8 protein-coding genes, 3 tRNA genes and 2 rRNA genes are annotated in these 14,142 nt (G+C 56.9%); 2 read left to right on the top strand and 11 right to left on the bottom strand.

The window, feature by feature from the left end:
* Positions 1-121: 121 nt before the first annotated feature.
* The 11 genes from ADJ74_RS05675 to ADJ74_RS05625 all read right to left on the bottom strand — a co-directional run bounded on the left by ADJ74_RS05675 (position 122) and on the right by ADJ74_RS05625 (position 12,027).
* Positions 122-3,191, bottom strand: a 23S ribosomal RNA gene (locus tag ADJ74_RS05675).
* 317 nt (positions 3,192-3,508) lie between these two features.
* Positions 3,509-3,585: transfer RNA gene (locus tag ADJ74_RS05670), tRNA-Ile, on the bottom strand.
* A 201-nt stretch (positions 3,586-3,786) separates the two neighbouring features.
* Positions 3,787-3,862, bottom strand: a tRNA-Ala gene (locus ADJ74_RS05665).
* Between the two features lie 96 nt (positions 3,863-3,958).
* A 16S ribosomal RNA gene (locus ADJ74_RS05660) occupies positions 3,959-5,502 on the bottom strand.
* The 16S and 23S rRNA genes sit together here with 2 tRNA genes alongside, the layout of an rRNA operon.
* Positions 5,503-5,790: 288 nt before the next feature.
* Positions 5,791-6,036: a pro-sigmaK processing inhibitor BofA family protein gene (locus ADJ74_RS05655; RefSeq protein ID WP_050342588.1), complete on the bottom strand. Its 246-nt coding sequence runs from the start codon at positions 6,034-6,036 to the stop codon at positions 5,791-5,793.
* 1 nt (position 6,037) lies between these two features.
* Positions 6,038-6,634, bottom strand: coding sequence for a recombination mediator RecR (gene recR, locus ADJ74_RS05650; RefSeq protein WP_050342586.1), 597 nt, complete (start codon positions 6,632-6,634; stop codon positions 6,038-6,040).
* Position 6,635: 1 nt separating this feature from the next.
* Complete coding sequence (locus ADJ74_RS05645; protein WP_006690478.1) at positions 6,636-6,962, bottom strand: YbaB/EbfC family nucleoid-associated protein; 327 nt, start codon at positions 6,960-6,962, stop codon at positions 6,636-6,638.
* A 74-nt stretch (positions 6,963-7,036) separates the two neighbouring features.
* Positions 7,037-8,872, bottom strand: coding sequence for a DNA polymerase III subunit gamma/tau (gene dnaX / locus ADJ74_RS05640; RefSeq protein WP_050342584.1), 1,836 nt, complete (start codon positions 8,870-8,872; stop codon positions 7,037-7,039).
* A gap of 209 nt (positions 8,873-9,081) precedes the next feature.
* A tRNA-Ser gene (locus tag ADJ74_RS05635) sits at positions 9,082-9,172 on the bottom strand.
* A 297-nt stretch (positions 9,173-9,469) separates the two neighbouring features.
* Complete coding sequence (gene pfkA / locus ADJ74_RS05630; RefSeq protein WP_009753197.1) at positions 9,470-10,435, bottom strand: 6-phosphofructokinase; 966 nt, start codon at positions 10,433-10,435, stop codon at positions 9,470-9,472.
* 155 nt (positions 10,436-10,590) lie between these two features.
* Positions 10,591-12,027 carry a sodium:alanine symporter family protein gene (locus tag ADJ74_RS05625; protein WP_050342583.1) on the bottom strand — a complete coding sequence of 479 codons (1,437 nt, stop codon included), beginning with the start codon at positions 12,025-12,027 and terminating at the stop codon, positions 10,591-10,593.
* A gap of 208 nt (positions 12,028-12,235) precedes the next feature.
* Here ADJ74_RS05625 and pyk point away from each other — a divergent pair, with 208 nt between their 5' ends.
* Together pyk and ADJ74_RS05615 are read left to right on the top strand one after the other, a co-directional pair.
* Positions 12,236-13,651, top strand: coding sequence for a pyruvate kinase (gene pyk, locus ADJ74_RS05620; protein ID WP_050342582.1), 1,416 nt, complete (start codon positions 12,236-12,238; stop codon positions 13,649-13,651).
* A gap of 110 nt (positions 13,652-13,761) precedes the next feature.
* Positions 13,762-14,133, top strand: a complete 372-nt coding sequence (locus tag ADJ74_RS05615; RefSeq protein WP_050342580.1) for a RidA family protein — start codon at positions 13,762-13,764, stop codon at positions 14,131-14,133.
* Positions 14,134-14,142: the final 9 nt, after the last annotated feature.

Genomic DNA, 14,142 nt, shown 5'->3' with positions numbered 1-14,142 from the left:
GCAAATTAAAGCGAAATACTTACTCACTTGATACTGTCGACATTTGCTGCGCAAACGTCGACTAAGTGACTCACACAAAACTGCTCGTTCGCTTTTGTTCACGCAGTTTTGGTTCGCTGCTTAAGTCAAGCCCTCGACCGATTAGTGCTGGTCAGCTGCACACATTGCTGTGCTTCCACATCCAGCCTATCTACCTTGTCTTCTTCAAGGGGTCTTACTTCCTTATAGGAATGAGATACTTCATCTCGGGACGGGCTTCACGCTTAGATGCTTTCAGCGTTTATCCCTTCCGGACGCAGCTACCCGGCCGTGCCCTTGGCAGGACAACCGGTACACCGTTGGTCCGTCCACTCCGGTCCTCTCGTACTAGGAGCAGCCTCCCTCATGTATCTTGCGCCCGCGATGGATATGGACCGAACTGTCTCACGACGTTCTGAACCCAGCTCACGTACCACTTTAATGGGCGAACAGCCCAACCCTTGGGACCTGCTTCAGCCCCAGGATGTGATGAGCCGACATCGAGGTGCCAAACCTCCCCGTCGATATGGACTCTTGGGAGAGATTAGCCTGTTATCCCCAGGGTAGCTTTTATCCGTTGAGCGATGGCAATTCCACTCTCTTTCCACCGGATCACTAAGCCCTACTTTCGTACCTGCTCGACCCGTCAGTCTCGCAGTCAAGCTCCCTTCTGCCTTTATGCTCTGCGCGCGATTTCTGTCCGCGCTGAGGGAACCTTTGGACGCCTCCGTTGCTCTTTCGGAGGCGACCGCCCCAGTCAAACTGCCCGCCTGGTACTGTCCCGAACACGGTTAATGTTCCGGTTAGATCCTTAGCATATAAAGGCCGGTATCCCAACGGTGACTCCAATCGATCTAGCGATCGATCTTCCCAGTCTCCCGGCTATCCTGTACGTTATATGCCAAAGACCAATGCCAAGCTGCAGTAAAGCTCCATGGGGTCTTTCTGTCCAGTCGCGGGTAACCTGCATCTTCACAGGTATTTCAATTTCACCGGGTCCCTCGTTGAGACAGTGCCCAAATCGTTACGCCTTTCGTGCGGGTCGGAACTTACCCGACAAGGAATTTCGCTACCTTAGGACCGTTATAGTTACGGCCGCCGTTTACAGGGGCTTCAGTTCGCTGCTTCTCCTCAAGGGATAACAACTCTCCTTAACCTTCCTGCACCGGGCAGGCGTCAGCACCTATACTTCAGCTTGCGCTTTCGCAGGCACCTGTGTTTGTGGTAAACAGTCGCTTGGGCCTCTTTTCTGCCGCCGCCAATAGCTCCAACAGTAAATGTCTTCACCATCAGCGGCCATCCTTTTCCCGAAGTTACGGATGCATTTTGCCGAGTTCCTTAACGAGGGTTTTCCCGCGCACCTTAGGATTCTCTCCCCGCCTACCTGTGTCGGTTTTGGTACGGGCGGACGTCTTCTCGTTAGAAGCTTTTCTTGGCAGTGTAGTGCAGCTGAATTCAGATTGACCGTAGTCTTTCCTATCTATCGGTTCTCGGCCTTATGATACGGGGATTTGCCTCCATATCAGCCTACCGCCTTCGACGCGCCCAACCATTCGCGCGCTCAGCTTCCTTCCTGCGTCACTCCATCCTCAAACGAAGACGCCCGGTACTGGAATTTTCGCCAGTTGTCCATCGCCTATGCTTTTCGCCTCGGCTTAGGTCCCGACTTACCCCGGGACGACGAGCGTTGCCCGGGATTCCTTAGGCTTTCGGTGGACAAGATTCTCACCTGTCGTTTCGCTACTCATACCGGCATTCTCACTTCTTATCCGTCCAGCAGTCCTTCCGGTCTGCCTTCGTCCAGATAAGAACGCTCCCCTACCCAGTGATGCACACATCCACACAACGTTCAAAAAGCTTGTTAAAATCGCTCTCTGCTGTGTCAACGTCGTTTGCCGTAGCGCTGCTACGACGCTCTCCGTTTCCTTGCAGATACCAATTTTTCCTGCGCTTTGAGCGCTCTGTGAACATGTGCACCCCTGCCGCGGCTTCGGTTCTGTGCTTGAGCCCCGGATATTTTCGGCGCAGGGCCTCTCGACCAGTGAGCTATTACGCACTCTTTTAATGGTGGCTGCTTCTGAGCCAACATCCTGGTTGTTTTCGAAGTCCTACATCCTTCTCCACTTAGCACAGCATTTGGGACCTTAGCCGGCGGTCTGGGCTGTTTCCCTCTTGAATACGGGTCTTATCACTCGCATTCTGACTCCCAGGCTGCCCATATGAGCCATTCGTAGTTTGACTGGGGTCGGTAGGCTTTACGCCCCCTTGCCCGATCAGTGCTCTACCGTCTCTATGGTGATTCGCCTGAGGCTAGCCCTAAAGCTATTTCGGGGAGAACCAGCTATCTCCACGTTCGATTGGCATTTCACCCCTATGCACACCTCATCCCAACGTTTTTCAACACGCACGGGTTCGGTCCTCCACTCATTTTTACCTGAGCTTCAACCTGGACATGCATAGATCACTGTGGTTTCGGGTCTAATCCATGCTACTTGCGCCCTCTTAAGACTCGCTTTCGCTTCGGCTCCGCGTCTCCCGCTTAACCTCGCAGCATAAATTAACTCGCCGGTTCATTCTTCAATAGGCACGCCGTCGCACATATAAAGTGCTCCGACTGTTTGTAGACATACGGTTTCAGGTTCTATTGCACTCCCCTCCCGGGGTTCTTTTCACCTTTCCCTCACGGTACTCATCGCTATCGGTCGTTTCGATGTATTTAGCCTTGGATGGTGGTCCACCCTGCTTCCCACCGGGTTCCTCGTGCCCTGTGGTACTCTGGATTCCTGCCCGCCTTTCACTCTTTCGTGTACGAGGGTCTCACTCTCTTTGCCGCACCTTCCCAGATGCTTCCACTAAAGTGTCCAGTTTGTTGCAGGTCCGCAACCCCAAGAAACCGAAGTCTCTTGGTTTGGGCTCTTCCCGTTTCGCTCGCCGCTACTCAGGGAATCTCTTTGATTTCTTTTCCTCCGACTACTTAGATGTTTCAGTTCATCGGGTGTTTTCTCTCTGTATCGAGTACAGAGTGACGGGACGTTACTCCCGCCGGGTTGCCCCATTCGGAAATCCATGAGTCACAGCTTACTTGCAGCTCGTCATGGCTTATCGCAGCTTATCGCGTCCTTCTTCGTTTCGAAACGCCTAGGCATCCGCCGTATGCCCTTGTTCACTTGACTTACGGTTCTCCTTCGATGAGGGGGACACCGCATATCCCGCCGCCTGCTGTGTCGGCTCAGTCAACGTAGCGAACTACGTTTCCTTGCGCCTCCTTGCATCCGGCAGAATCTTCGGCGTCGATCTCACATCGGCGCAGAACTTAAACTCTCATGGTTTATCACGAAAGTCATCATCTTGTGACTTAAGGTATTTTCGCTTTATCCTAATTTGCTTGGGAAAATCTTTCAGTGTGGAAAATATCGTGACATGAGTTCACCATATCTCCCATGTTTAGATTTTCTTGTTTCTTCTGTGCAGTTTTCAGGGAACAAATAAATGGTGGGCCTAAGTAGACTTGAACTACTGACCTCACGCTTATCAGGCGTGCGCTCTAACCAGCTGAGCTATAGGCCCATATTAGGCGCAAAGGCGAGATTTTTGTGTATGGCTGTGTCATTCAAATAAGTCCTGCGGTCAACGTAATTGCCATTACAGCTCCCTTGAACTTATTCTCATTCCTTGCCCTACGCAAAACTTTCGCTTTGCTGAGTGTAAACTAAATCGGAGTTCCGTTATATCGTAACGTTCCTACGATCTAGGATAACATACAAAAGATGGTGGAGACGAGGAGAATCGAACTCCTGACCCCCTGCTTGCAAGGCAGGTGCTCTCCCAGCTGAGCTACGCCCCCATTTTATGTGGATGTTACCCTCAAAACTAGACAATGCAAAACTAAGCCAAATGACCGACCTAAGATTGTGAACCGTTGGTTCATCCTAATCCTTAGAAAGGAGGTGATCCAGCCGCACCTTCCGATACGGCTACCTTGTTACGACTTCACCCCAGTCACCTTCCCCACCTTAGACGGCTGCGCCGGCTTCGGGTGTGAATGACTTCCGTGGTGTGACGGGCGGTGTGTACAAGACCCGGGAACGTATTCACCGCAGTATGCTGACCTGCGATTACTAGCGATTCCGACTTCATGCAGGCGGGTTGCAGCCTGCAATCCGAACTGGGAAACGGTTTTTGAGGTTCGCTTACCCTCGCGGGTTCGCTGCTCTCTGTCCGTTCCATTGTAGTACGTGTGTAGCCCAGGCCATAAGGGGCATGATGACTTGACGTCATCCCCGCCTTCCTCCGCGTTCTCCGCGGCAGTCTCCTTTGAGTGCCCACCTTTACGTGATGGCAACAAAGAACAGGGGTTGCGCTCGTTGCGGGACTTAACCCAACATCTCACGACACGAGCTGACGACAGCCATGCACCACCTGTTTTCCTGTCTCCGAAGAGAGGGCACTATCTCTAGCGCTTTCAGTCAATGTCAAGGCCTGGTAAGGTTCTTCGCGTTGCTTCGAATTAAACCACATACTCCACCGCTTGTGCGGGTCCCCGTCAATTCCTTTGAGTTTCAGCCTTGCGGCCGTACTCCCCAGGCGGGATACTTATTGCGTTAACTCCGGCACGGTAGGGGTCGATACCTCCCACACCTAGTATCCATCGTTTACGGCCAGGACTACCGGGGTATCTAATCCCGTTCGCTCCCCTGGCTTTCGAGCCTCAGCGTCAGTTGCAGTCCAGAAAGCCGCCTTCGCCACTGGTGTTCTTCCCAATATCTACGCATTTCACCGCTACACTGGGAATTCCGCTTTCCTCTCCTGTACTCAAGACCGATAGTTTCTCTCCCATCACGGGGTTGAGCCCCGCACTTTTAAGTAAGACTTACCGGCCCGCCTGCGCTCCCTTTACGCCCAATGATTCCGGACAACGCTCGCCACCTACGTATTACCGCGGCTGCTGGCACGTAGTTAGCCGTGGCTTCCTCGACAGGTACCGTCATTACCTAATACTATTCGCACTAGGCACGTTCGTCCCCGTCAACAGAGCTTTACGATCCGAAGACCTTCTTCACTCACGCGGCGTTGCTCCGTCAGGCTTGCGCCCATTGCGGAAGATTCCCCACTGCTGCCTCCCGTAGGAGTCTGGGCCGTGTCTCAGTCCCAATGTGGCCGTTCATCCTCTCAGACCGGCTACTGATCGTCGCCTTGGTGAGCCGTTACCTCACCAACTAGCTAATCAGACGCAGACCCATCAACAGGTGATAGCATAAAAAGAGGCCATCTTTCATCAGAGGAGGATGCCCTCCTCTGACTTCATTCGGTATTAGCATTCCTTTCGGAATGTTGTCCCCATCCTGTCGGCAGGTTGTCTACGTGTTACTCACCCGTTTGCCACTAGATTCTCTAAAAGCAAGCTTTAAGATCATCCCGTTCGACTTGCATGTGTTAAGCACGCCGCCAGCGTTCGTCCTGAGCCAGGATCAAACTCTCCATAAAAGACCGTAGTCTATCTGAGAGCCTGTTGGCTCAAAATGTCATTCTTGTAAAAGAATTGTTGTTTCGTTGACCGAAGGTGTTGCCACCTTCACAACGATGTTGCATCTGGCTGTTAGAGTTTCCTCTAACTTGTTTTGCATTGTGTAGTTTTCAGGGTACATCCTGCGCCACTCTAGTGCTGGGGCTTGCTTGCGCTCGCCCGCCGCTCTCATCGGCGCGACTGTCATAATATAACACACGTCACGAGTCCCGTCAACCCCTTTTTTCGTTTTTTTGAAAAAATTGGTGTCAATGCCCCATCATGCGTTCGAGGAGCAGGACAATGACGCCCGGGATGCCAAAGAATCCCGCAATCAAGGCGCGCAGGAAGTTGATCTCGATCCCCGCGCCAAAGAGGTCGATCACCCAGAGGATGATCGCGCCGACAACGCTGTTCGTGATGAGCTTCCACACGATGCGAAACGGCAAAGAAAGCACCTTGCCGAGGACGGCAAAAATCAAAACGGCGAGTGCGACGCCTGCAGCAATATCCAAGTTATATCTCCCTTCTGTTTTCCATGGCGCGCGAGAGCGTCACCTCATCTGCATACTCGAGATCACCGCCCACGGGCAGCCCGTGAGCAATGCGTGTCACACGAATCCCCATCGGCTTCAGGAGTTTGGCAATATACATCGCCGTCGCCTCACCCTCGACGTTGGGATTGGTCGCAACGATGACCTCCTGCACATTTTCCTTGCCCGCACGCAGGACGAGCTCTCGGATGCGGATGTCGTTCGGCCCCACGCCTTCAAGCGGGGAGAGTGCGCCATGCAAAACATGATACACGCCGTCATAGTCGTTCATGCGCTCCATCGCCGCAACATCCTGCGGCTGCTCGACGACGCAGATCGTCGTGTGGTCGCGTTTTTCCGCCATGCAGATGGCGCACGGGTCGCTGTCCGTGAGGTTGAAGCAGACGGAACAGAAGCCGATCTTCTCCTTTGCTCCCGTAATGGCAGCGGCAAGACGCTTCGCACGCTCCATATCCATATCCAGAATATGGTAGGCGAGCCGCGTCGCCGTCTTTGCCCCGATGCCGGGGAGGGCGCGCAGCTGCTCGATGAGCTGCGCGAGGGGTGCGATCTGCTGCATATCAGAGCAGTCCGGGCGGCAGGCCGAGGCCGCTCGTCAGTTTGCCCATCTCCTGCGCCATCATGTCGTCCACCTTTTTCGTTGCCTCGTTGAACGCCGCCGAGATGAGATCCTGCAGCATCTCGATGTCCTCAGGATCAACCGCCGCGGGAGCGATAATGAGGCTCTGCACCTGCTTCTCGCCATCCATGACGACCTTCACCGCGCCGCCGCCCGAGGAGACCTCGACTGTTTTCTTGCGCAGCTCGTCCTGCATCTTCTTCATGTCCGCCTGCATTTTCTGGACTTTCTTCATCATGCCGGCCATATTTCCGCCGCCGTTAAACATAGTATCTCTCCTTTATCTTAGTGAATTCTTCTATTGCTTCCCTAGCCTAGCAAAATCCGTCCGCAACGTCAAGCCTACTCATCGGGCGGAAGCTCATCATCAAACATCTCAGCTTCCTCATCGGGCGTCGGCTCATACGGCTCGTAGTCATCCTCTTCCGCTGCGCTCTCCTGCGGGGGCGTGGCAGGCTTCTTCTGCGCCGCACGCAGCGGCGCCGTCACCTCCTCCACACGAGCCCCCTCGCCTGCGACTTCGAGCAGCGCCGCCACAGGCGCAGGATAGTCCGGCTCTTTGGGTGGCGGAGGTGGTGGGAGCTCCTCCTCCTCGCCGCCCGTACAGACGACGGCGAGCGGGCGGCCTGCGAGTTCCGTCATCACCTCATCAAAGACGGCACGATGGCGTTTCTTGATATAGTCACGCGCCATATCCGATGACGGACGGATGAAGAAATGTGTCTCCGTCATGCCCTCGTACGCCGCGCCCGAGAGGAGGGATGCGGCGAGCCGATTTCGCTCCTTGAGCCGTGTCTGAAAGCTCTGCCAGATCTTCATGTCGAGCTGACGCGGCGCACCGTCCGCCGCTTCTTTTGCGGCAGACGATATCGCTTTCTTCGTCGCAGTTTTGGCTGCTGCGCCGTCCGCCTTCGCCGCATGTGGGCGCGGCGAAGGTGCAGCACTCGCTGTGGCAGAAGCGGAGGCGGATACAGGCGTGCCGCCTGCGGCAAGGCGCGCCGCCAGCTCCTCGACCTGTGCCTCGAGCCGCGCGATCCGCGCAGCATCCGCGCCGCCCGTAGGGGGCGCAGTCGATTCTCCCGAAGGAGCAGTCCCCTCCGTATGGCAGAGGCCGATCAGCAGCGTCTCCACCGCAATGCGCGGCTGCGGCGAGGTACGCAGCTCCTGCATCGTCTCATTGAGACGACGCAGAATCGACATGATCTCCTCCTGCGTGAACTGAGCCGCGTCCAGGCGCAGCTCCTCCGCATCGCCCGCGCAGAGCTCCGCTGCGCTGACCGCGCCGCCGACGCCCGCGATCATCAGGCGGCGGAAGTGCTGCGCGAGCTCGGCGAGCACCTGCTTCAACTCGCGCCCGCTCTGCAGGAGCTCACTGAGCTGTGCGATCAGTGCCGCCGCATCGCGCGCAGCGATCTCTCCCGCCATGTGCCGAATCCACGCACGCCCGACAAGCCCCAACGTCTCCTGCACGCGCTCCGCCGTCAGCGTCCCCTCCGCGAGTGCCATACACTGGTCGAGAATCGAGAGTGCGTCGCGCATCCCGCCGTCCGCCTGCTCAGCGATGATACCGAGCGCATCCTCCTCCGCCGCAATGTCCGATTCCTTACAGACATAGATGAGACGGTCGCGGATCTCCGTCACCGTAATGCGGTGAAAGTCATAGCGCTGGCAGCGTGACTGAATCGTCGCGGGCACTTTGTGCGGCTCCGTCGTCGCGAGGATGAAGATCACACGTTCGGGCGGCTCCTCCAACGTTTTGAGAAGAGCGTTGAACGCCTCCGTCGTGAGCATGTGCACTTCGTCGATGATGTAGATCTTATAATGCCCCTCCGTCGGAGCGAACTTCACCGACTCGCGCAGATCGCGGATCTCGTCGATACCGCGGTTGGACGCTGCGTCGATCTCAAAGACATCCATCGACGAGCCGTCGCTGATGCTGCGGCAGGAGTCACAGATGCCGCACGGCGTGAGCGTCGGCCCCTCGGCGCAGTTCAGTGCGCGCGCGAGGATCTTTGCCGTGCTCGTCTTGCCCGTGCCGCGTGGCCCTGTAAAGAGGTAGGCGTGGCTGGTCTGCCCGCTCGTCACCGCACGGGAAAGCGTGCGGCTGATATGCTCCTGCCCCACGAGATCGGCAAAACTCTCCGGCCGCCACCGCCGATAGAGTGCAACGTATGCCATCACGCACCTCCTTTTTGACAAACAAAAAACAGCCCACACGGGCTGCGCTGTTCCGATTTCTCCCACGGCAGACCGCAGTTCCCAGGCACCCTCGCGGCACATGAAACGATCCGCTTACCGCTGCTTCCTTCCGGACCTGACGGGGTTCACAGGGCTCCATTGCGCGAGACCAAGGCACTGCAGCCCGCCCTGAGAAAAATCAATAAAAATGGCGGAGAGTGAGAGATTCGAACTCTCGGTACGGTATCACCGCACACACGCTTTCCAGGCGTGCTCCTTCAACCACTCGGACAACTCTCCACAGTGCTCTCACATGAGAAGCTATTCATTTATGGGATAACAACATAGGGTAGTCTACATGGTTTACGGAATCTTGTCAAGAGGAAAATAAAGGAAGCACTGATAAAATGAGGTCTGCCAGGTTGGCGTAGATTTTTCGTCCGAACGAGGTGGAAAACCGGACGCAGAGTGGTGCTCTGTGGAGGATTTTCCGCCGAAGTGCGGGCAAAAAAGATGCGTCAAGATGGTTGTACCGAATTTATCAGTGCTTCCTAAAGGACTGCGGCACATGGGCACCGCAGCCCCTCAAAAGCATCATTATGCCAGCACGCGCGAGAGCCGCACGAGCTCTGGATCGAGTGTCTTGCTGTTATTGACCGCCTCGAAGAGGTTGACCCCCACGACCTGCCCCTCGTTAAAGCTGTAGACCACGTCGGTTACTCCCGAAATGATCGCGAGTGCCGCCTTCTCACCGAGCATCGACGCCTTGATGCGGTCCTCCACCGTCGGCGAGCCGCCGCGCTGAATGTGTCCGAGCACCGAGACGCGTGTATCGATCTGCGTCTTTTCGCCGATGATCTTGCCGATTTCAACGCCCGAGCCCGCGCCCTCTGCAACGACGATGATGCTGTAGCGCTTGCCGCTCTCGTACATCTCCTTCAGCTCAAGGCTGATCTCCTCGAGATCGAATGCAACCTCCGGTACGAGGATATACTCCGCACCGCCCGCGATGCCCGACATCATTGCCAGCCAACCCGAGTGACGTCCCATGACCTCGACGATGATGATGCGGCGATGCGCCGACGCCGTATCGCGCAGCTTATTGATCGCATCGACGATCGTATTGCACGCCGTATCGCAGCCAATCGTATAGTCCATGCCCCAGACATCGTTATCGATCGTGCCTGGCAGCCCGACGATCGGCATTCCCGTCTCCTTGCTGAGGAGTGAGCCGCCCGTCAGCGAGCCGTCGCCGCCGATGATCACAAGCCCCTCGATGTTGCGTTTGCGGAGATTCTCGTAGGCCGTCTTGCGCCCCTCGGGCGTCATGAACGTCTTGCTGCGCGCCGTGCCGAGGAATGTGCCGCCGCGCTGGATGAGATCGCTGACGCTGCGCGATGTGAGCTGCTCAATATCATCGTGCACCATACCGCTGTATCCGTTGTGCACACCGTAGACATCGACGCCCTCATAGAGCGCCGTACGCACCACAGCGCGTGCCGCCGCATTCATGCCGGGGCTGTCTCCCCCCGACGTGACGACCGCGATTGCCTTTTTCAGCATAAAACCATCCCCCGTCTCGATCCTGCGCTCACGCGCGTATTGTTCTTGCTCTCTATTCTACGAAAGCACGCATCAAAAGTAAAGACTTTCATAGAAAAAAGAAGGAGGAACTGCCGCACGAAGTTTTCGCTTCGCAGAGCGCTCCCCCAAATATTTTATTCGTATTTCTGTGCGCGGAACTCATCCTCGTTCCATGCCATCACACCGCGCTGATTGGGGAGAATGGCCGGATCAAAAATTGGATTCTTCCCTGCCGCCTTCTGCGCGAAATAGTCCCGCAGTGCCATCCGCGCATAGGGCGCGAGCCGCGTAATCGCGTAGAGGTTCGTGAGGCAGATCATCGCCATGAAGAGATCCGCGAGGTTCCAGACGAGCTGGAACGCAGCGACGCAGCCGAAGAACACCATCGCGACCACGGCGGCGCGATAGAGATTGAGCGCCGTCTTTACATTCGCACCGAAAAAGTGGATGTTGATCTCGCCGTAGTAGTAGTTGCCGACGACCGAGCTGAACGCAAAGAGGAAGATCAGAATCGAGAGAAGCGACGAAGCCCACGTGCCGAAGACGCTCGCGAGCGAATCCTGTGCAAGTGCGATGCCACTCACGTCGCCGCCGACCGTGTACTGCCCCGTGAGGAGCACGATGAACGCCGTCGCCGAACAGACAATCCACGTATCGACGTAGACACCGAACGCCTGCACCAGTCCCTGCTTAACAGGATGGGTCACGCTCGCCGTCGCCGCCGCATTCGGGATCGAGCCTTCGCCCGCCTCATTCGAGAACAGACCGCGGCGGATTCCCGTGAGGATCACCGTACCGATGCCGCCGCCGACCGCCGCCTGCGGACTGAACGCATCGTGCAGGATGAGGGCAAACATCCCCGGCACCGCATCGATGTGCATGATGACAATGATGAGCGCAATGAGGAGATACAGTCCCGCCATGATCGGTACGAGGAACGTTGTAAACGTCGCAATGCGGCTGAGCCCGCCAAAGATCACGAGTGCCGCCAGCACCGAGAGGGCGATGCCCATGATCCACGTCTCCACGCCGAATGCCTTCTCCACCGAGAGCGCAATCGTATTTGCCTGCACCGAGACGTAGATCAGACCGAACGTCACGGAGATCAGTACGGCAAAGAGCTTTGCCACGGCAGGCTGACCGAGCGCATTCTGGATGTAGTAGGCAGGGCCGCCGTGAAAGAGCCCATGTCCACGCGGAATCTTGTAGATCTGCGCGAGCGTGCTCTCCACAAACCCCGTCGCCGTCCCGACAAAGGCAATCGCCCACATCCAGAACACCGCGCCGGGGCCGCCCGTCACAATGGCGATGGCAACGCCTGCGATATTGCCGACGCCGACGCGCGACGCCGTACTGACGCAGAACGCCTGAAACGACGAGATCGCCTTGCGCCCGCTCGGGCGGCGACCGAGATCCCCCGTGAGGAGGCGCACCATCTCGGGCAGCGCACACAGCTGGACGAGCTTCGTCGAGAGTGTGAACCACAGCCCGCAGCCAACGAGGACGACGATGATGATATAAGTCCACAAAAAGTCATTGATCGTCCCCACGGCCGAATTGAGAAAATCCATAGTATCACCCTTTCCTATAAAAACAGTTTCAATAATAAGCGAAAAAAAAGGTTCTTGTCAAATTGCATCCGTGTATTCTTTCATTGTCCAGATAAATAAACCTCCATCAACTAGCGGCATGTGTCCGCATAGTATCTTTACTTCTCCTTAAAAAGAGTGTAGAATATCCATAGATGTAAACTCAGGGACAAAAAACGGGGGATATGTCATGCTGAAAAAAACAAAAATTATCTGCACACAGGGTCCTGCCACGGATCCGGACGGCATCGTCGATGCACTCATCGAGAACGGGATGAACTGCGCACGCTTCAACTTCTCCCACGGCACGCATCCGGAGCATATGGAGCGCATCAAGAAGGTACGCGCCGCTGCGGAGCGCTCGGGGAAGGTGATCTCGCTGATCCTCGACACCAAGGGACCGGAGATGCGCCTCGGCGAATTCGCCGCCGGCAAGGTGCACCTCGAGAAGGGCAACAAATTCACGCTCACGTACGACGATGCGCCGGGCGATGAGACGCACGTCAGCGTCAACCACAAGAAGCTCTACACCGAGGTCAAGCCGGGCGACAAGCTCCTGCTCTCCGACGGACTCGTCGAGCTCGTTGTCGATGAGGTGCGCGGCAAGGACATCATCACCACCATCCAGAACAGCGGTGCGATGTCCACGCGCAAGCGCGTTGCAGCGCCCGGCATCGAGCTGAGCCTGCCCGCCATCTCCGAGCAGGACGAGCGCGACATCATCTTCGGCATCGAGAACGACATGGATTTCGTTGCGGCATCCTTCATCCAGCGCCCTGCTGACGTGGAGGAGATCCGCCACCTGATCGCCAAGCACGGCGGCCACATGGAGATCATCCCGAAGATCGAGAACCTCGCGGGCGTCAACAACTTTGACGCGATCCTCGCCGTCTCCGACGGCATCATGGTCGCGCGCGGCGACCTCGGTGTCGAGGTGCCCGCTGAGGATGTGCCCGTCATCCAGAAGGAAATCATCCGCAAGTGCAACGCCGTCGGCAAGCCCGTCATCGTCGCTACGCAGATGCTCGAGTCGATGACCGAGAATCCGCGTCCGACACGTGCCGAGGTCTCCGACGTCGGCAACGCCATCTTCGACGGTGCGGACGCCATCATGCTCTCGGGTGAGACCGCAAGCGGCAACTACCCTGTCGAGGCGGTCAAGATGATGAACACCATCGCCCAGCGCTGCGAGGAGTCGCTTGAGTACGACTCACTCATCCGCTCGCGTCAGATCCGTGAGCGTTCCTCCACGACGGATGCCGTCTCCCATGCGACCGTGCAGCTTGCCTACGAGACGAGTGCCACCGCCATCCTCACGCCGACCCAGTCCGGCTACACGACGCGCGTCGTGTCGAAATACCGTCCGAAGGCGACCATCGTCGCCTACGCGCCGAGCCCGATGGTCGCACGCCACATCAACCTGCGTTGGGGTGTCTACTCCATCCAGGGACGCAAGTGGTCGAGCGTCGAGGAGATGATCGAGTCCTGCACCAAGAGTGCTCTCGACAACGGCTATGTCGACCACGGCGACAAGGTTGTCATGGTTGCAGGCATGACCTACAACGAGGGCGGTTCCATCGCCGTCCGCGTCACGACGATCCACTAAACAGAGAAAATTCCCACACTGCAAAACAGTGCTGTGAGAATCGTGAAAGGGCTGGTGTACGAAATAGAACGCTTCGTACACCAGCCCTTATTGATGAAAGGAGCCTCTCTATGGAAATGATTCACAGCGACAACGCCCCCGCTGCCCTCGGCCCCTACAGTCAGGCAATGCGCGTCGGCTCTCTCGTCTACACCTCGGGACAGATCGGCATCGACCCCGCCGTCGGCAAGATCACGGCGACGGACGTGGCAGGGCAGGCGGAGCAGGTCTGCAAGAACCTCGCCGCCGTCCTCAGTGCTGCCGGTACCGACCTCTCGCACACCATCAAGACCACCTGCTTCCTCGCGGACATCGCGGATTTCGCCGCGTTCAACGAAGTCTATGCCCGCCACTTCACGGGCAAGCCCGCGCGCTCCTGCGTCGCTGCCAAGGCCCTGCCGGCAGGTGCACTCTGCGAGATCGAGGTCATCGCCGAGGTATAGTCAACGAGG

This window comes from Selenomonas sp. oral taxon 478 (genome assembly GCF_001189555.1).
Taxonomy (GTDB): domain Bacteria; phylum Bacillota; class Negativicutes; order Selenomonadales; family Selenomonadaceae; genus Centipeda; species Centipeda felix.
The sequence above is the reverse complement of the archived record's forward strand: the minus strand, read 5'-3'. Positions and strand labels throughout refer to the sequence as shown.